At 64.8% G+C, this 19,243-nt stretch carries 14 protein-coding genes; 2 read left to right on the top strand and 12 right to left on the bottom strand.

Going from position 1 to position 19,243, the window contains the following annotated elements:
* Window positions 1-6 precede the first annotated feature (6 nt).
* From ABX298_RS20810 to ABX298_RS20780, 7 genes are read right to left on the bottom strand one after another with little or no spacing between them, the layout of a single operon-like run.
* Window positions 7-1,374 (bottom strand): sensor histidine kinase, encoded by a 1,368-nt coding sequence (locus tag ABX298_RS20810; RefSeq protein ID WP_367393575.1) that lies wholly within the window; start codon window positions 1,372-1,374, stop codon window positions 7-9.
* Complete coding sequence (locus tag ABX298_RS20805) at window positions 1,371-2,033, bottom strand: response regulator (protein WP_075044829.1); 663 nt, start codon at window positions 2,031-2,033, stop codon at window positions 1,371-1,373. The genes ABX298_RS20810 and ABX298_RS20805 overlap by 4 nt, the downstream gene beginning before the upstream one ends.
* A 2-nt stretch (window positions 2,034-2,035) precedes the next feature.
* Window positions 2,036-2,677 (bottom strand): tetratricopeptide repeat protein, encoded by a 642-nt coding sequence (locus ABX298_RS20800; RefSeq protein WP_367393574.1) that lies wholly within the window; start codon window positions 2,675-2,677, stop codon window positions 2,036-2,038.
* Window positions 2,674-3,480, bottom strand: coding sequence for an SDR family oxidoreductase (locus tag ABX298_RS20795; protein ID WP_025338631.1), 807 nt, complete (start codon window positions 3,478-3,480; stop codon window positions 2,674-2,676). The genes ABX298_RS20800 and ABX298_RS20795 overlap by 4 nt, the downstream gene beginning before the upstream one ends.
* A complete protein-coding gene (locus tag ABX298_RS20790; protein WP_317410121.1) occupies window positions 3,467-4,147 on the bottom strand; it encodes an iron-containing redox enzyme family protein in 681 nt (226 codons plus the stop codon). The genes ABX298_RS20795 and ABX298_RS20790 overlap by 14 nt, the downstream gene beginning before the upstream one ends.
* A gap of 15 nt (window positions 4,148-4,162) precedes the next feature.
* Window positions 4,163-5,623: an AMP-binding protein gene (locus tag ABX298_RS20785; RefSeq protein WP_367393573.1), complete on the bottom strand. Its 1,461-nt coding sequence runs from the start codon at window positions 5,621-5,623 to the stop codon at window positions 4,163-4,165.
* Window positions 5,613-6,290 (bottom strand): thermostable hemolysin, encoded by a 678-nt coding sequence (locus ABX298_RS20780; protein WP_075044825.1) that lies wholly within the window; start codon window positions 6,288-6,290, stop codon window positions 5,613-5,615. Before ABX298_RS20780 ends, ABX298_RS20785 begins: the two co-directional genes overlap by 11 nt.
* Before the next feature lie 111 nt (window positions 6,291-6,401).
* On the opposite strand from ABX298_RS20780, the gene ABX298_RS20775 reads away from it, so the two are divergent.
* Window positions 6,402-6,971, top strand: a complete 570-nt coding sequence (locus ABX298_RS20775) for a hypothetical protein (RefSeq protein ID WP_023662794.1) — start codon at window positions 6,402-6,404, stop codon at window positions 6,969-6,971.
* A 112-nt stretch (window positions 6,972-7,083) separates the two neighbouring features.
* Here ABX298_RS20775 and ABX298_RS20770 read toward each other — a convergent pair whose 3' ends face one another.
* The 4 genes from ABX298_RS20770 to ABX298_RS20755 form a co-directional block, all read right to left on the bottom strand.
* Window positions 7,084-8,760, bottom strand: coding sequence for an MFS transporter (locus ABX298_RS20770; protein WP_075044823.1), 1,677 nt, complete (start codon window positions 8,758-8,760; stop codon window positions 7,084-7,086).
* Between the two features lie 217 nt (window positions 8,761-8,977).
* Window positions 8,978-9,757, bottom strand: a complete 780-nt coding sequence (locus ABX298_RS20765; RefSeq protein ID WP_367393572.1) for an alpha/beta fold hydrolase — start codon at window positions 9,755-9,757, stop codon at window positions 8,978-8,980.
* Entirely contained in the window at window positions 9,754-10,179 is a 426-nt protein-coding gene (locus ABX298_RS20760) for a VOC family protein (RefSeq protein WP_286101659.1), read from the bottom strand. Before ABX298_RS20760 ends, ABX298_RS20765 begins: the two co-directional genes overlap by 4 nt.
* A 356-nt stretch (window positions 10,180-10,535) precedes the next feature.
* A complete protein-coding gene (locus ABX298_RS20755) occupies window positions 10,536-11,462 on the bottom strand; it encodes an alpha/beta fold hydrolase (protein ID WP_085618479.1) in 927 nt (308 codons plus the stop codon).
* 254 nt (window positions 11,463-11,716) lie between these two features.
* Between ABX298_RS20755 and ABX298_RS20750 the strand changes: the two genes are divergently transcribed.
* The gene (locus ABX298_RS20750; protein WP_367393571.1) at window positions 11,717-16,588 is read left to right on the top strand and encodes an NEL-type E3 ubiquitin ligase domain-containing protein; all 4,872 of its coding nucleotides are present in this window, start codon (window positions 11,717-11,719) and stop codon (window positions 16,586-16,588) included.
* A gap of 7 nt (window positions 16,589-16,595) precedes the next feature.
* Here the strand turns inward: ABX298_RS20750 and ABX298_RS20745 are convergent, their stop codons facing one another.
* A complete protein-coding gene (locus ABX298_RS20745; RefSeq protein ID WP_286101658.1) occupies window positions 16,596-19,112 on the bottom strand; it encodes a UvrD-helicase domain-containing protein in 2,517 nt (838 codons plus the stop codon).
* Window positions 19,113-19,243 lie beyond the last annotated feature (131 nt).

Raw genomic sequence — 19,243 nt, 5'->3', positions numbered from 1 at the left:
CGATGTTCAGGGCCCCACGGGCAGGCGCAAGGTCGCGCGCAACCCGTGTGGCGCCTGGTTGCGCAACTGCACGCTGCCACCCAGGCGGGTCATGATGGTGCTGACGATCGACAACCCCAGCCCGGCGCCATTGGTCGAGCCCTTGCTGTAGAAGCGCTCGAACACCCGCTGCTGGTCGACTTCGGCGATGCCCGGCCCTTCGTCATCGACACTGACCAGCAAGGCCTGCCCTTCGCGCTGCAGTGTCACGGTGACCCGACCGCCTGCCGGCGAATGGTCCACGGCATTCGCCACCAGGTTCTGCAAGGCGATACCCAGCGCGCCAGCGTCGGTGTGCAAGTGGTAGTCGCCGGCGGCGATGTCCAGCGAAGGCTCCAGCCCGCGCTCCAGGATCCATGGGGTCAGCTCGGCCAGGGTCTCGGCCACCACGCCCTCCAGGTCCACCTGCGGCCAGTCACGCCGGCCTGGGCGCGGCTCCAGGCGGGCCAGGGTCAACAGCTGGTTGACCACCCGGGCAAGGCGGTCGACACCGCCCATCAGGAACTGCAGGGCCTTGTCCCGCTCGGCAGCGCTGTCTGCATTGAGGGCGTTCTGCGCATGCAGGCGCAGGATGGCCAAGGGCGTGCGCATCTCGTGGGCAGCGTCGGCGATGAAACGGTGCTCGCGGCGCAGCAGGTCATCGATCTGCCCGAGCAGGCGGTTGATCGCCGCCTGCATCGGTTCCAGCTCCTTCGGCAACGGCACCAGCTGCAACGGCTCGAGCGACTCGGCATGGCGGGCGCGGATCACCCTGGCCATGTTCTGCAGCGGCCGCAGCCCCCAGCCTATGGCCGCCCACACCAGCAAGGCCAGGGCCAGGCTGCCGAACAGGAATGGCAACAGCGTGTGCCGCACGATGCGTTCGATCAGGTCGTCACGCACGTCGTTGCGCTCGCCCACCCAGATCACCCAGTGTTTTTCCGGCACCGGCAAGACGAAACTGCGCCAACGGCGCCCGTCCACCACCACGTCGGCAAACCCTGGCACCCGCGGCGCCTGCCCCAGCTGCGGGGCGCTGGGCGTGTGCACCAGCAGCCCGTTGTCGTCGGCCCACACCTGGAAGGCCAGCTTGCTCTCGTAGCGGTGCCCCACCTTGTGGTGCCCGGCCTTGCTCAAGGCCTCGTCGAAGGCACGGTACAACTCGTCACGGCTCTGCTCCTGCACCGGCAGGCTCATGATGCCCTGCAGCAGCCGGGCGTTCTGCGCCAGGTGGGCGTCGTACACCTCGTTAATTTCGTGGCGGCTGTCGTGGTAGTTGTACAGCGCCAGCAACCCGCTGCCGACCAGCAACAGCAGCATCACCCGCCACAGGGTGCGTTGGCGCAGCGAGCTCATGCCTTGCGTTCCACCAGGTAGCCGATTCCGCGCACGGTGCGGATCAGGCCGTTGAACAGCTTCTTGCGCAGGTGGTAGATGTTCACTTCCAGGGTATTGCTCTCCGGCTCTTCATCCCAGCCATACAGCAACTGGGTCAAGCGTTCGCGGGTGAACACCTTGCCCGGCTGGGCCAGCAATTCGTGCAGCAGCAGGTATTCCTTGGGCGTGAGCACCACCGGCTGGCCCTGGTAGTGCACCTGTTGGCTGACCGGGTCCAGGCACACCCCGGCGTGTTCGATCAACACCCGCGCACGGCCACTGCTGCGCCGCAGCAAGGCCCGCAAGCGGGCCTTGAGTTCGTTGAGGTCGAAGGGTTTGACCAGGTAGTCGTCGGCGCCGGCGTCCAGCCCGGCGATGCGGTCCTCGGTGGCGTCGCGGGCGGTCAGCACCAGCACCGGCAGGCTCTTCCCGGCCGCACGCAGGCGCCGCAACAACTCGATGCCATCCAGGCGCGGCAAGCCCAGGTCGAGAATGGCCAGGTCGAACTCCTCGTGGCACAGGGCATGCAACGCGCTGGCGCCATCCTGCAACCAGTCGAGGGTATAGCCCTCGCGGCGCAGGCCGTCACAGATCCCCTCCCCCAACGCGGCGTCGTCTTCTACCAGCAGCAGGCGCATGCTTAATCCTGTTTGTCCTTGATCGCTTTGAGTAAAGCATCGATTTCACCGCGCCGGCCCTGGTCGGCCAGCTCCCGCCCGGGCCGGGGCGGTGCCTGCAACGCCTTTTGCAGGGCGGCGCGGGCTTCGTCGTAGCGGTTCTGCCGGTACAGGTGGTCAGCCCAGAAGTAGTTGCTGTCGATACCGTCGGGGTTGATCGCCAGCGCCTGGCGCAGCATGGCCTCGGCCTTGGCTTGGTCGCCGAAGCTCAGCGGCCAGCCGGGCACCTGGTCGTACAGCGCGCCCAGGCTGGTGTAGGCCGAGCCCTGCAGGGCCTTGGGGTCCATGGCCAAGGCCTTTTCCAGGCTGGCGCGGGCGGCCTTGACCTTGCCCAGCGCGCCCAGCCCACCGGTGGCGCCGGCCCAGCTGCTGTTGACGATGCCGTCCCAGATCAGCGGCTCGGCCGAGCCCGGATGCTGGCGCACCAACGCCGCCGACTGTACCGCCAGGGCCTCGAACGCCTCGGCACGCTGGGCTTCGGGCAGGTTGTAGCGAATCACCGCCCAGCGCTGCTGGATGGCATTGAGTTGCTGGGTACCGTTCTGGTCGAGGGCCCAGGTGAACGGGGCGATGGCCAGCAGGCCGGCCAGTATCAGACGTTTCATTTGCTCGACTCCTTGCTGTGCCAGGTGCTGTAGCGGCGGATCAGCGGCAATTGCTTGCGCAGGGCGCGGTCGACGACGCCCGGCAGCATGCCGTTAAGGCGCACGAAGAGTTTCTCCGGCCAGCCCAGGTACAGTTCGCTGCGCTCGGCCTGCACCGCGTCGAGCACTGCCCGGGCGACATCCTGCGGGTCATCGACGCCTACCTTCAACGCCTGGTTCAGGGCCTGCGCGGCGCTGCTGTTCATCGTCGTACGGGTGGTGCGCGGTGCGGCATACAGCACGTTCACCGAGGTGTCGGCAAGCTCGCGGCGCAATGCCTCGGAGAACCCGCGCAAGGCAAACTTGCTGGCGCAGTAGGTGGCATAGCCGGGGTAGCCGATCGAGCCGTAGATCGACCCCACGTTCACCACCAGCGCACTGGGCTGCGCACGCAGCAATGGCAGGCACAGGCGGGTGAGCTGCACGGCGGCCTTGATGTTGAGGTCGAACAACTCGTCCAAAGCGGCCTCGTCCATCTGTTCGAGCAAGGCGAAGCGGTTGACCCCGGCGGCGTTGATCAACAGGTTGCAACTGCCCATCGCCCGCGCCGCCTCCAGCACGTCACGGCGGCCTTCGGCGCAGCGCAGGTCGGCCTGCTGCCAACGCAGTTGGCCGGGGTAGCGCGCCATCAGTTCGGCCAGCTTGCCCTGCTGCCGGCTGACCGCCAGTACGCGGGCCCCGGCACTGCAAAGCTGGTCCGCCAGCTCCAGGCCGATGCCACCGCTGGCGCCGGTGAGCACCGCCACGCAATCAGGCAAGCGCATGCTGTACCTCCTGCTGCGCGGTACGCGGCAGCCCTTCGAACATGGCCGTGTACAGGCGGTACACCACTTTGGCAGCGTGGATTACCGCCTGCTGGTCTTCGAGCTGATCCAGACGGTTCATCAGGCCACGGTAGGTGGCCATGTGGTCCTGGTCCAGGGCGCCGTGGGAACTCAGGTAGCTGAACGCCTGGTCCGGCAGGCCGAGGCTGCCCTGCAGGGTACCGGCAGCCTGGGTAGCCAGGGCAATGCTGGTGCCTTCGAGCACATTGACCATGCCGAACAGCCCAACCGGGTTGCCACGGGCAATCTGGTCGTAGAGAAAGGCCACCATCAGCTCGACAGGCAATGCCGGGCGGCCGCCCGCCACCTGTTGGGGGTCGCCACCGCAGGCGGCGATGTCATCGAGAATCCAGCGCTCATGGCCGTACTCCTCCTCGATGTACTCGCACACTGCGCCGCGCAGCCACTCCAGCCGCGCCGGCAAACGGGCCCCGCAGGCCATCATCAAGGGTACGGTGTGCCGCACGTGGTGGTAGGCCTGGGTCAGAAAGGCCACGTAGGCCTCGAGGCTGGCCTTGCCGGCCAGCGCGTCGCGGATGACCGGGACGCTGAACAATGCCGTACGCTCGTCGGCGGTTTCCTGCTGCAGCGTATCGAAGAAAAGCATGGCAAACCTCGTGGGTCATTGAAGGTCGGATAACAGGGACTGGTAACACCGCAGGATCTGTTCGCGGCGTGGCCGGCCGTTGGCGGTAAGGGTTTGCCCGGCGGCACTCAAGGGTTCGGGCAGGCGCCGCCAGGCATGCACCCGGGCATAGTCCGGCAGGTCGGCATTGGCCTGACGGATGGCCTGTTCCAGGGTGTGGTCGTCAGCCTGCGGGTCCAGCGGCCAGATCAGCGCCAGGTTGTGCGCCAGGCCTTCGCCGTGGACGAACGCCTGGGCGATCACCCCGCCCTGGGTCAGTTCGGCCTCGACCCACTCGGGGTTGACGTTGCGCCCGAAGCTGGTGCTGTACTGGTGCTTCTTGCGCCCGGCCAGGTACAGGAAGCCGTCGCTGTCGAAGTGGCCCAGGTCACCGGTGGGCAACCACGGCTCGCTGAAGGGGGGCTCGCCCAGGTAGCCGAGCAACGCCGAACCGGCCACCTGCACTTCGCCGTCTTCGGCAATGCGCACCTGCACATGCGGCAGCGGCCGCCCGACACTGCCCGGGCGATACGCCCCGGGGCGATTGAGGCATACCACCGAGGCGCATTCGGACAAGCCATAGCCCTCGAACACCGGCAGCCCGACGGCCTCGGCCCGGGCCAGCAGGCTCGGTGCCACCCGCGCGCCGCCCACCGCCACGAAGCGCAACGGGCCGACCCGCATCAGGCCGCGCTCGATGGCAGTGACCAGCCCAAGCAGCAGTTGCGGCACCAGGATCAGGCTTTCGGCACCACTCAAGGCGATGGCGCCCAGCAATCGCTTGAAGTCGACCTGACTGGCACCGCGAAAGCCCAGTTGCGCCTGCGGGTACAGGGCAATGCTCGCCCCGGCCAGCAGGGCCGCGTACAGGCCCAGGTTCTCCAGCAGCACCGCCAGGGGCAATACCGCCAGGTACTTGCCTGGCGCCGTGGGCCGGCTGGCGGCCTCCAGTTCACGCGCTACCCGCAGCATGGCATCGGCGCTCAGGCATACGCCCTTGGGTGCACCGGTACTACCGGAGGTGTAGGTAATCTTCGCGGTACCCGGTGGCAAGGGTACGGCCGCTGGCAGCTGCCGGCTCCAGAAGCGCTCACCGGCAATGAAGCCACTGGCGTGCAAGTCGTCAGCGAAGGCCTCGTCGGCCAGCGCCAGCACCGCCCCGCTCTGTGCCAGGCAGTGGCGGCGCTGGGCACTGCTGAAGAACGCCGGCAGGATGACGATGGGGCGCGCCGCGAACAGCGCTGCCAGGTCCCAGAACAGCGCCTCGGGGCCGTTTTCCAGGGCCAGGGCGAAGGTGCCCGATGGCTGCGCGCTCAACCAGGCCTGGCGTTGCTCGACCTCGTCCAGCAACTGTTGATAGGTGAATGGCCCGCCAAATCCCAGCAACGCCGGTTGTGCCCCTCGGTGACGGGCGTGCAGTTGCAATACTTCCCTGAACAGCTGGCATTCACGCGGCATGGCCGGCCTCCTGCATGCTCGCGGGCAAGCCCAGCCGCTCGAAAACGCCGCCGCGGGCCAGGGCTGCATGGCCGTAGTCGATGTTGCCGACGAACACTTGCGGGTGCTGCGCGTAGTAACTGCCCCAACTGTCGGCATCGCCGTTCAACCGGCCAGGGTCGGCCACGGCCAGCGCCGTGGGCACCAGGCCCAGGCGATGAAAGCTGTTGACCAGGGTCGCGGCACCGGTGAAGGCCACCCACTGCAAGCCGCGGGCGGCCAGCAACCAGGTCACGGCAATGATCATGATCCGCGCGCTGCCGGCGCTGAGCGCGGCCAGGTTGCCCACTTCGACCAACTGCGTACGGCTGACCGGGCTGGCCGACAGCCGGGTCACGGCCACTTCCAGCGGTTCATCCAGGTAACGCTCGATGAAGGTCGGGCCACTGCTGGCCAGGCGTATGCCGGCAGCGGCCATCAGGCGCCCGTGGCTGTCATGCAGGCCGAGCAGTTCGGGCAGGTAGTGCTGCACATCGGCGTGGTGCGCGCAGGCAAAGCGGGCGTGAATGAACTGCTCCAGCTCGTCGCGCCCCGGCTCCCCCGGGTGTTTCAGTGTCATGTGGGCAAGGCGATCGCCGTGGTTGCCGATAGCCAGTGGAAACAGGCTGGCGCTGTCTGCCTGGGTCATGGCTGTCCCCCCTTCAAGTCAGGTCTCGGGGGCAGTATCAGGGGGCAATCTGAAGCCAATATGAAGTGCTACATTTGCCATTGCCCCCATGCGCACCAACAAGGAAAACAGATGCGCCACGAATTCAGCGAAGTGCTCAACGACCTGGTCGACTACTTTCTGCTCGGCGATATCCAGCTGCTCGAGCGCTTCAAGCAACAACATGAATTGCCCGACGACCTGGCCCATGCGTTCACCCACGGCGACAGCGGCGACCAGGCCGTGCGCGAAGGGATTGTGCTGCCACTGGCCGGGGTCGATAACCTGCCCTACCGCATCCTGTTCACCCTGGACAACCACACCCCGGCTCTGCGCGAACCCGGCAGCCGCCTCAAGCACCGCCGCAATGGCTATGTGCTGCAGGTCGAGCACGGTGCGCTGATGCTGTACACCTGGCGCATCCTGCAGCACTTCACGCCCAAGACACTGGGTGACCTGATGGCGCGCTACCAGGTGCCGGGGCGGCCGATCATCGAGCTGGACAATGGCTGGTATGACGTGGAGGTGCTGGCGGGTGCGCTGGTGCGGGACGGGCTGTACGAGCCGGCGTTCGAGTTCGTGTTGAAGAAGCGCTGGAGCCGGGGCGAGGCTGCCGGGGTGGATACCGGGTATGCCTTTGGGTTGCGTGGCTATTTCGACTGATGGGTTGACTGTGCCGGCCTCTTCGCGGGTGAACCCGCTCCCACAGGGCACAGTGGTATCCCTGTGGGAGCGGGCAAGCCCGCGAAGAGGCCGGTACAGGCAGCCTCAACCTTCAAGTGTGGTTGATATCGCGATCCTTGGTCTCCGGCAGGAAGAAGATCCCCAGCACCGCCGTCATCACCGCAATCACGATGGGGTACCACAAGCCGTAATAGATATCCCCGGTCGCCGCCACCATGGCAAACGCCACGGTCGGCAGGAAGCCGCCGAACCAGCCGTTGCCGATGTGGTAAGGCAGCGACATCGAGGTGTAGCGGATACGCGCCGGGAACAGCTCCACCAGCCAGGCCGCGATCGGGCCGTAGACCATGGTCACGTAGATCACCAGAATGGTCAGCAGCAACAGCACCATCGGGTAGTGGATCTTCGCCGGGTCGGCCTTTTCCGGGTAGCCGGCTTCCTTCAACGCTCCGCTCAAGGTCGCGGTAAAGGCGTCGCTCTGTGCCTTGAAGTCCGCTGCCGCCAGGCCACTGCCATCAAAGCTTGGCAGCACCCGCTCACCAATGCGGATCTGCGCCACGTTGCCAGGCTCGGCCGCTTCGTTGGTATAGGGGATAGCCCGCTTGGCCAGCAGGCTCTTGGCGATATCGCACGAGCTGGTGAATTTGGCCTTGCCCACCGGGTCGAACTGGAACGCGCACTGGGCAGGGTCTGCCATCACCACCACAGGGTTCTGCTCCTGGGCGACGAACACGTCCGGGTTGCCGTACTGGGTCAGTGCCTTGAAGATCGGGAAGTAGGTCAGCGCGGCGATGATGCAACCGGCCATGATGATTTTCTTACGGCCGATGCGGTCGGACAGGCTGCCGAAGAAGATGAAGAACGGTGTGCCGATCAACAGCGAACCGGCAATCAGCAGGTTGGCGGTCTGCGGCTCGATCTTGAGCATCTGCAACAGGAAGAACAGCGCATAGAACTGCCCGGTGTACCACACCACGGCCTGGCCGGCGGTGCCGCCGAGCAGCGACATGATCACCACCTTGAGGTTGTCCCAGCGGGCGAACGATTCGGTCAGTGGCGCCTTGGACGCCTTGCCCTCGGCCTTCATCTTCATGAACACCGGCGACTCGTTGAGCTGCATGCGGATGTACACCGAAATCGCCAGCAGCAATATCGACAGCAGGAACGGCACCCGCCAGCCCCAGGCCTCGAACACCTCGTTACCCATGGCCGTGCGGCAGGCCATGATCACCAGCAGCGAGAGGAACAGCCCCAGGGTGGCCGTGGTCTGGATCCAGGCGGTGAAGAAACCGCGCCGGCCCTTGGGTGCATGCTCGGCCACATAGGTGGCCGCGCCGCCGTACTCGCCACCCAATGCCAGGCCCTGCAGCAGGCGCAGGCTGATGAGGATGATCGGCGCGGCCACGCCGATCGTGGCATAGCTGGGTAACAGGCCCACCACAGCGGTGGACAGGCCCATGATGACGATGGTGATGAGGAAGGTGTACTTGCGCCCGATCATGTCGCCCAGGCGGCCGAACACGATGGCGCCGAATGGCCGCACGGCAAAGCCGGCGGCAAAGGCCAGCAAGGCGAAGATGAACGAGGTGGTTTCATTGACCCCGGCAAAGAAATGCTTGGCGATGATCGCCGCCAGGGAGCCGTACAGGTAGAAGTCGTACCATTCGAATACCGTACCCAGGGACGAGGCGAAGATGACCTTGCGCTCCTCCCGGGTGATACCGCGTTGGGGCGCGCTGCCCGTGGATGTGCTGTCGAGAACCGCCATGGGGTGCCTCCGTCTTGTCGTCAGGCAGGCCGGGAGCACCTCAAATCATTTTCACCATCGCACCCAGGCCCTGGGGGGCTTGCTTTGGATATGCGAAGCACGACGAGGCAGGCCGCCTCGGATCGCAGCAAGGTAACTGAAGCATAATAGGCTTTGCCGGGATATCCACTTGAGCCTTGCGCGATCCGTGCAGGACCGCGTCAGCCTGGGAGAAAGGTCAGCGCAAGAACTGCAGGACTTCCTCCAGTACCCGCTCGGCCTGCTCCCGATGCGGCACATGGCCACAACCTTGCAGCAGGCGCATCAACCCCGGGCCGCCAGCCAGCGCGACCAACCGCTCGGGGTGTGCCGGCGAGCCGAACTCGTCGTTCTCGCCATGCAGGCTCAACAGCGGGCAGCGTACCTGCGGCAGCAGCGCATCCAGGCTCCAATCGGCAAAGTGCTCGGACAACCAGTTGTCCACCCAGGCACGCAATACCCACTCGGCCTTGCCGCCGTGGTAGCGCTCCAGCCGTTGCAACTGCCCGGGTTCGGCAAACTGCTGGTCGGCCACGCGAATGCCCTCAAGGGTACGGGCCTCGACAAACGCCTGCGCCGATTCGGTAATCAGCCCCACACACTGGCTGGCGAAGGCCGCCGCACAGGCCACGGCCATGCCGCCGCCAACGCTGTGGCCGAAGACAATGAAATCGCCAATGCCAAAATGCTCGCGCAGCGCCGTGAACCCCTGCTGCGCCTCATCCTCGACAAAGCCCAGGCGCAAGCTGCCGGGGTGGGCGTCGGAGCGGCCAAAGCCCAGGCGATCGTAGGCGATTACCCGGTGCCCGGTGGTTTGCGCAAGCTGCGCCGGGAACTCGCGCCACAAGGCAACGCAACCCAGTGAATCGTGCAGCAGGACGATCGGCGCACCCTGCGCCTGCAGCGGCGCCCATTCCTGGGCGAAGAGCTTGCCTTGCGCGGTGTCGATCCAGTGCTCGCGGGTGTGCAGGTTGCTCATGGAGCCTCCGTTGCCGGTACAGGCCCTTTCAGCTCGACCTGGTTGCCATCGGGGTCGTAGCAGTACAGCGACAGCCCCTCGCCTTCGGCGCCATAGCGTTTTTCCGCAGGTTCGACTTCAACCCCCGCAGCTTGCAGGTAGGCCGTAAGTGCAGCCTCGTCGAACGGCTCGATGCGCAGGCAGAAATGGTGCAGGTTGCGCCCCTCGGTCCCCGGCGCCGCTCCACCAGGCTTACCCAGGAGACCGTCCAGGGTCACCAGGTCGATCATCGCCGTACCTGTAGCCAGGTGGACCATACCCAGGTCTTCGCGCACGCGGCTGACCGTGCAGCCGAGCAGTTGGGTGTAGAAAGCGACACTGCGCTCCAGGTCGCTGACCCGCAGGACGAGGTGGTCGATGTGCTTGATGACGAATGGTCGCATGCCAAGGCTCCTTGTGGCCGCTGGATTCCTGTGGGAGCGGGCGTGCCCGCGAATCAGGCGCTGCGGTGAATGGCACGGGCTTCGCCCGCTCTCATGGAACTGCACATAACTCATTGAATTAGCAGGGCCCCTGTGGGAGCGGCTTTAGCCGCGAACACCGGCGCAGCCGGTGCCATGCACCGTGTTGGATTCTTCGCGGCTAAAGCCGCTCCCACAGGGTACGAGGATCGCTTGCGAATTCAGTTATCTGCGCGACAGCGCAGCCCAAAGAGCTGGACAACCTCCCACAAGGGATCACGCAAGCCCGATGAGATTCACCACCATAGCCCACGTGCGCATGGCATGACCATATCCAGTTACTCGTTTACCAACCGTTGCAGCACGCCCCCTTCATGGCGGGCGAGGATGCGCAGCAGTTGATCGACCAGCGCCCGGTCCGGCGCATCCAGGTGGAAGTGGTGCCCGCCCGGATGCCAGGAGATCTTCGCCTGGCTGGGCAAAGCCGCCTGGCGCCGGGTAAAGGCCTCACCGGTGAATGCCCCCTGACGGCCGAACAGCAGGTACAACGGGCAACGGATCTGGCTGAGCAGGTCGCAGGCTTCGCGCTCGGTCAGCGGCATGGGTTCGGGCAGCACCAGGCGTGGGTCGTGGCGCCAGCAATAGCCCTCGCCCAGCTGCAGCAGGTCGCGCAGCGCCAGCAGCCGTGCCGCCTCTTCCGACAGCCCGGTATCCAGGCGCTCGCGGCGTTGTTCCAAGGCCGTGTCCAGGTCCTCGAAACGGCCGACGTCCGGCTCGGCAAAACCCTGCAACTGGCTGCGCTGCACCATGCGCTTGAGCCGGTAGGCCCGGGCCAGGTGCTGCACGCGGTCGTCCTCGGCCACCGTGAACGGTGCGCCCATGCCGTCGAGGAAGGTCATGCTGGCAATACCGCTGGTCATGGCCGCCAGCAGCGACGCCACCCCGGTGCCCATGCCATGGGCCAGCACATGGAATTGCGCCAGGCCCAGGCTGTCGGCGACCGCCAGCATGTCCTCGGCATGTTCCCACAGGTAGTAGCCACTGTCGTGGCGGCGATGGTCCGAGCGGCCGTGGCCGACCAGGTCGGGAGCGACCACGAAGCAGCCGTCGAGCATCGGTGCCAGGCGCTCGAACGAGGCGGCGTTGTCCAGCCAGCCATGCAGGGCCAGCACCGGGATGCCGTCCTCCGCCCCCCAGGTGCGTACCGCTATTTCAATACCGTCGAGGTCCAGCAGGTGATCCTTGGGACTGCACAGCGAATGCATCGTAGTTCTCCCTGATAGAGCGCCGGCCCATGGCCAGGCATCACATGACACCGACCCATACCCCACACGCCGGCGTCATCCACACGACATGCCTACCCCATGCCTTGCTCCACCATCTCCCAACAGCCCTGCCCGCGCTGCTCCCCTACCGACGCTCTCGTGCACAGGACCGACCTGAGCATTCAACTAAATACCACCGCATGCCGAGGCGAAAACTGTCGACTGGCGCCTCCATTGACCACGGAGTATTCAGCATGACCAGCACACCCGTGCCTTTCCATCAGGCCCAGATTGTCCGTAACCTGCCTACCTGGTGCCGAACGATGCACCCCGACCATACCCGCCGCGTCGTGCAGAGCGTGCGCAAGGACTACCTCGACGAAAACGGCTCGCCTTACGCCTGGTACGCTGCAGCCAGCGATGAAGACCAGGCGCGTTTACGACAGCTGATCAGCGCCCGCAATGCCGGGTTCAAAGCGCTGCAAGCCTTGCTCGATGACTTCAGGCAGATCAGCGAATTCTGCAAGCCTTTGCTCGAGGGCCGGTTGGGCCCGGATGTCGAAGTGGACAAAGCCCAGTACCTGCACCAGCCGTTCAAGGTGTACACCACGCTGGAAAATGTCCCAGGCCTCGATTTTTCACTCGGCGGTGACGATACGTACATCAAGCGCCCCGAAGGGCCGCCACAGAAGCGCTCGCTGCTGGAGGCCGCACTGCACAATTTCGAAGGGCCCGACGAAGTGGGCCCGTTCGACACCCTGACCCTTGGCACGGACAACGTCGCCTCACTTCCCGGGCTCGAGCCCGAAGCGTTCGTGAACCTTTGCCGAAGCCTGAACCTGGGCCAGCAGTATCAAGACCACCTGCAGGGCATTTATGAAGGCCCAAGAAAGGCCGCGATCGAACAGCAGTGGATCGATGCAAGCCAGCAGGCACTGAAAACCGAGGCAATGATCGCCTACCTCAAGGGCCTGTTGACGCTCAAAGGCCACAATGCTCTGGTACAGCTATGCGACAACGAAAGCACGCCGCGTTACGGCGAACACAAGCTTCGCTGCTGGCGCTTCAGCCTGTTCGGCATCCCGCTTCATGGCGTACTGCTGATAGGCCCCGATGACGCCGACCAGACCAACCCCTGCATGCTCTACATTCCCCACGATTCCGAACACCCGGTAAGGGAGTTCGCTTCCTTGCAAAAAGCCGGCTCACTCATGCGTCAACGCCTGGTGCAAACCACGTTTCGCCAGCACTTGATCAGCTTCGCTGACCAGGACAACCAGGTCGAGCTCAGCCGCAAGCTCGAAAATGCCTTGTTCGAGCACGACGCCTCCACACGCAAACCCAAGAACAAGCCTGAGCTGCACTTCAAACGAACGCGCCTGGCCTTTCCTATCTGGCAGGTGCTTTACAGAGAGCACAAGCGCCGCGTCAAGGCAACTGCCAGAGCAATTGCAGTACCGACCGCCGATGCCGACGCCAAGGCACGCAAGGAACGGCTGCAGCACTGGCTGGACGCAGGCATGAACGTACTGAACGTGGCCGCCTTCTTCGTGCCTGGGCTGGATGCCGCGATGCTTGGGGTATTTGCCTACGACCTCATGGATTCAGTGTTCACCGGGTTCGAAGCCTGGGAAGAAGGCGATACCCAGGAAGCGCTGCAGCAGCTCGAGTCACTGGCCATCAATGCCGCCGTGATCGCCGGTTTTGCCGTCGGCAGCAGCGCGGTCAAGGCATCAGGGTTCGTCGATGCGCTGGAAAGCGTCTGGAAAGGTGGCCGCGAACGGCTTTGGCACCCAGACATAGGCCCTTACAGCACTTCGAGCTCGTTGCCGGTGGGTGTGCAGAAAAATGCCCAAGGGCTCTACATCATCGATGGCAAAACCCACGTTTGGCTTCAAGGCAAACTGTATGAGGTGTTCGAAACCGAGGGACAGTGGCATGTGCGCCACCCGGACGCCCCCGATGCCTACACTCCGGCCTTGCGCTACCTCGGCGACCAGCGCTGGCAGTTGGCCCACGACAACCCGCTCGAATGGGACGATGCGCAGTTGCTCGAGGGGCTGGGCCGGTTCGGTCAGGGACTGGATGCATCGGAGCAACTTGCCGCCTTGCGCATTACCGAAGTCGACGCAGACACCTTGCGTCGCAGCCAGGTCACCGGCTCGCGGCCGCCGCCTCTGCTGGCCGATACCTTGCTGCGCCTGCGACTGGCTGACGACGTGGAGGGCATTATCACCCGGGTACGTCATGGCCAGCCTTTGGCTGCACATATGAACTTCGCGCTGCCGGAACTGGTACAGCTGCCTGGCTGGCCCGAGAACTACAGGCTGAAGGTCTTCACCGGTGCCGAAAAATGGGGGGAGGCAGACTATTTCGGTGCGCAGCCAAAAGCAGACACAGTACAGATCGAGATCGGCCGCGAAGAGCTTGACGATGGCGAACTGAGCAAGATTGTCCTGGCGGGGATGGATGAAGATGACATACAGCAGCTGCTACCCGATACGCCAGCAGAGCAGCGCCCGGGCGCCCTCAACGAGCTGCTGGCCAACCACCTGACAGCACGTCGTCGCGAAGTCTTCGCGAGCATGCTGGAAAGCCATCGCGCACCGCTTGGCGACGAAGCACAGACCTTGGGCCGCCAGTTCCCCGGCTTGCCTGACAATGCCCTGGAAGAGCTCGTCGCACATGCCGACAGCACCGAACGCGAACGCCTGAAGAGCGGGCGCGTGCCCTTGCGCGTGGCTGAAGAGGCCCGCTACCTGCAAGCCCGCGCCCGCCTCGATCGTGCCTTGACCGGCCTGTACCGAGCAGACCTTGCCAATGCCGACAGCCAAGTGCTGCGTGATGCATTGGTAGCCGAACAGCCGCAGGCGAGTGAAGCCGAGCTGTTCGCCAGCGCCCTCGCCGACCGCTCGGGCTGCGCCGTGCTGCTCGGCCAGCAGCCAATCAGGCCTGGCTTTCGCTCGCCCATGCGCCTGGCACATGGGCGAATCGGTTACCCACTCAGTGGCCGAGGAGCAGGCCCTCTCGGCGAAAGCGCCGCGACACGCCGGCTCAAGTCACTTTTCCCCTCACTGAACAGCAACGAGATCAGCGCCCTGAGGGCCGAACTGAGCCAGACCGGTGACCTGGGCACGGCAGTGCGGCAACTGCAGGCAGAGTGGCAAGATCTGAAACGCTATCTGGAAACGTGGTACCTGACCCCACGCGACATCAGCCAGCGCTTCGAGCGACAACAATGCGCCGACCGCCTCAAGGCTGCCTGGCGGCGGGAGGGTCCCGGCAACCTGGACACGCTCGTGCTGGAGCGAATGCAGTTGCCCGAGTTGCCAGCGATCACAGCCAGCCTGCCCCACATCCGTGAACTCAAGCTGAACGAACTGCAACTACAACGACTGGACAGGACGTTCCTGTCACGCTTCCCCAACCTGCAAGTGCTGGAAGTGACCAACAACCGTACAATCGACGCGCAAGCACTGTTCGAGGCACTTGAATCGGTGCCCAGGCTGCGCACGCTGGATCTGACCAACAACACCCTTGCTACCCTCTCACCCACCGCACAACGCGTGCTGGCGGCGATGCCAGACCTGCGCCAACTGAATTTGCGCCGCAACCAGCTGACACTGGATGAAGCGACACTGACTTTCCTCTGCGGCCGGCCACTGGATGTCCTGAGGCTGGGGCACAATCGCATCACGCTCGATGAAAACCTCGCCACGCGCTTTCAGGACATGATCCATCCGCAGCAACTGGACCTGGACTTCAACCCGCTGCAGCACGCGCCTGATGTGCGCTACATGGCGCGGCTGCAGCGCCTGAACCTGTCCAATGCTGAGTTGCAGGCATTTCCCACGGGCTTGACCACCCTGATGAGCCAGACGCAGTACCAGTTGCGCTACCTGGACCTCTCATCCAACCGCATCCACCATGTTCCGGACCTGGCAAACATCCTGCGCAGTCCGTATGTGCGGGACGTCGCCGCCCGCTTGCCCGAGCGCCGCTGGTTCTTCAACTACAACGATCTGGAGGCCGAGTCGGCCAGGCGCCTGAGAGCCAGCGGCGTCAATATCTTCGAGCACGCACCCGCCAGGTCGGAGTGGCAAGGGTTCTGGCGCAATGTCGCGACAGACCCTCAAAAGCAGCTGTGGTCCGACCTGTTCGATCAGAACGACAATGGCGACCTGCAAACGGTGTTGGAGCGCCTGACCTACTCGTTGGAAGCGCAAAGGGATCCGCAAGGCCTGCGTGCCCGAGTGTGGGCACTGTTGAAGCAGGCCCACGAGGATACAGCGTTGCGCGAGCGGTTGAACGAGGTGGCGCATACCTTCCCCCCCCATTGCGGTGATGCCGGCGCAGATGCATTCAGCGCCCTGGAAGTGGAGTTGCTGGCCAGCCAGGCCTCAGGGTTGGCAAGGGGCACGGCCAAGCCGCTGCTCGACCTTTACCGCAAGCTGTATCGTCGCGAAAAAGTCAACGAACTGGCGGACCGCATCAGCACGCATCGCATCGTGCGCAGGGCGGCGCTAGGTGGAGATGCCGGTCAGTTACCGGACCTTGACGTGCTGGATGTCCCTGCGGCAATCCCTGATGCGGTCCTGGCCAGAGAACGGGTCGACGATATCGAAGTTCGCCTGGCACTGCGCCAGTCCTTGGCCGAAGAGCTCGATTTCCCCGAACCTAGCAGCGGCATGCTTTATCGCCATTTCGCCAACATAAACCAGCAAATCATCGACAACGTCCGCGCTGCTGTGCTCGAACTCGATGCCGATTCCACCGCCCGACAGCAGTGGATGAGCGAACAGCCGGTCTGGGCTGACTACCTCAAGCGCCAATATGCCAGCCAGTTCGAAGCCATTACCGACTTCTGGCGCCCAGGCCTCGATTACCTGTTCTATTGCCTGGATGAAACTCAGGAGCCGGTCACGCACCTGGACGACGCGATATTGCGTGCACTGGCCCCGGAAATGCCTGACCCTGCACTGGACGAAAACGGCACGCTACGTCGGGTTCCTCTCAATGAGCAAGCCTATGTCAAGGCTACGAACGCCTTGACCCAGGCACAGCAGGAGGTGGAAGCCGGGCTACTGCTGAGCCTTACCCGGCAAGCGGACGTCCTCGATGCCTGAAAGCTGATCAAAGACCACGCAGGTCTTCGAAGAAGGCCTGCCGCCCATCCACCTGGCTCGACGCACGCGGCGCTGCCGCCGCCTCTGCGTTGGCCGCCTCCACATGCCAATAGCAGTGCCTGACCGCGCGGGTTACCGCCACATAGGCCAGGCGCTGCACCTCTTCCTTCTGCGCGGTATCGAACGGCTGGGCATCACCGGCCTTGCCCAGCCCGGCCTGGCGATACACCTGGTTCTTGTAGGGCGAACTGGTCAGGTACTGGCAGTCGCCCAGCATGAACACTGCATCGGCTTGCAAGCCCTTGGCACTGTGGTAGGTCAACTGGCGCAGCCGGCGCTGCTCGGCCGGCAACGCCGCCTCGGCGTTCAGCACGCATTGCAGGTGCTCGTTCATCAGCGCCCTGTCGCTGCCCTTGCGGTACAGCATCATCACCGTCTCGCCACGCTGGTAGTGCTCGATCAGGGTTTCACCCAGGGCTGCCTCGTCACGGTCGAACACTTTTACCGGCGAGCCTGGCAACTCGGCCGCCGGGCCACTGGCCCTGGCTTTCTTGCCGGCAATCGCCGGGGTGCCCTTGACCAAGTGTTCGGCCGCGTCGATCACCTGCTGCTGGCAACGGTAGTTGTCGACCAGCATCACCCGGGTATTGGCCGGCGACGGGAAGGCCTTGGTGAACTCCATGAAGTACTTGGGCGAACTGCCACGCCAGCCGTAGATCGACTGCCAGTCGTCGCCCACGCACAGCAGCGACGAATGCTGGGCATGGCGCCCGGTGTGCATCGCCGGGCCGCGACGACGGATCTCGGCGAGGCTGGCGCGCAGCCAGCTGACGATCTGCGGTGACACGTCCTGGAACTCGTCGATCATCAGGTGCGCCAGCGGCCGCAGCAACGGGTCGGGCAGAAGTTGCAGGTTTTCCGGGTTGTTCTCGCCGAACAAGGCGAACATGCGGTTGTAGCTCATCACCGGCGGCGACTGGTCCAGCAGGTGCGCCTCCAGGGCCTTCCAGTACAGGGCCAGGGCCTCGAAGAACAGCGCATCGCTGTCGCCGGACGGGAAGCTCATCGCCGCCACGGCAGTGTTCACCTCCAGGCCGAGGTTCTCGATGAAGTTCGCCGCACCGACAAAGGCATCTAGCAGCGGCGCCGGGGCCAGTTCGCCCTTGACCTTGTATTCGAAGCCGGGGCCGGCCACGGCATCACCGGCCAGCGAGGCTGCCAGGCGCCGGGCCATGGCGTAGTTGTCGAGCCAGATCAGCGGCTGGTCGCAGAAGGCCTGCAACAGGGTGCGCTTGACCGCCCACTCGGCGCGCACTGCCAGCTTGGCGCCGGGGCGCTGGTACTGCGCGCTTTCCGCCGGGTCGAAGCCCAGCACGAGCAAAGGCCCCTGGCCGGCCAGACGGCCATGCACATGGAAGCGGCTGCCACGGATCTGGATGGTTTCGCGGCAGGGTTCGATGCCTTTGATCGGCCAGGCGCCGGCGGCGAACCACAGGTCTTCGATCACGTCGCACAGCTCTTCGTCGCGCTGGGCAGCCAGCTGGGTTACCTGGGCGCGCTTCTGCACATCGGGGTTGTTCGGGTCCAGCGGCTTCAATTGCAGGGCTTCGCTGCGCAACAGGCCGACCAGCTCGGCAAAACGCGGGCTCTCGCCCAGCAGCGTGCTGTAGCACTGGTTCAGTTGCTGGCGCTGGGCATCGTTCAGGCGCAGGTCGAACGGGTTGCTCTCGGCCTCGGCCTCACGCCCGGCCGGCATCTCGTTGCCCAGCGTTTCGAACGCGCGCACCTGGCCAAAACCCGGCAGGCTGCGCACCAGCGGCAGGATGCGCGAATGGAACGTGCGCACCAGCTCGCGGGCCTGCAGCGGTTGCAGGTTGATCTGCCACAGGGCGAACACCTGCAGCAGGCGCTTGATGAAGTCCTTGCGCGACTCGCGGGTGAAGGTGACCACGGTCATCGCATCCAGCTCGTAGCCCAGGTAGTGGCGCAACAGCAGGATGCGCAGCACCAGCGAGGTGGACTTGCCCGCCCCGGCCCCTGCCACCACGCAGGTGGACGGTGTGTCGCTGAATATCAGCTTCCATTGCGCGGCACTGGGTTGCGCCTCGGCGGGCAGGCGCTGGGCGACATCGGCCTTGAAGCGCTTTTTCAGCTCGGCAGTCAGGGGCAGGCGCCAGTCATCGAACAGGTTGTCATCCCGGCCCGGCACCGCGGCGGTGTCGGGCCGGGTATCGCGGATCACCAGCACCTGGCGCCCGGCCTCGTAACCTTCCACCCGCCCGCGTTCGAACCCTTCACGCACGCCATCGGCATGGCCACTGCGCTGGCCGCTGGCGTGGCCGAGGAACCAGGAGTCGCGGTGCTGGGCCTGCAGGCGGGTCAGGCCGCGCCCCAGCAGGCGGGCCGCCAGGCGGCGAAACCAGGGCAGTTGGGCAGGAGGGGTAAGGTCGGCGGGGGCCTGGGGTTGCTCGTGGGCCACGGTCACTCCGTTGAAAAACAAAATCAGCGGGCATGTTCGCCGCATCGACAAAAAATCGCCAGCGAATGCTTGCAGATCAGTGGATTAGGCGATGAAGCGGATAAAACACTCCATCGCTATCAATCTATTTTACTGATTATTTTAAGCCGATATTTACGCTTATTTTCGATGCTTCT

The organism is Pseudomonas sp. X4 (genome assembly GCF_040784925.1).
In the GTDB taxonomy this organism is placed as follows: domain Bacteria; phylum Pseudomonadota; class Gammaproteobacteria; order Pseudomonadales; family Pseudomonadaceae; genus Aquipseudomonas; species Aquipseudomonas putida_Z.
This window is presented reverse-complemented; position numbering and strand designations above follow the sequence as displayed.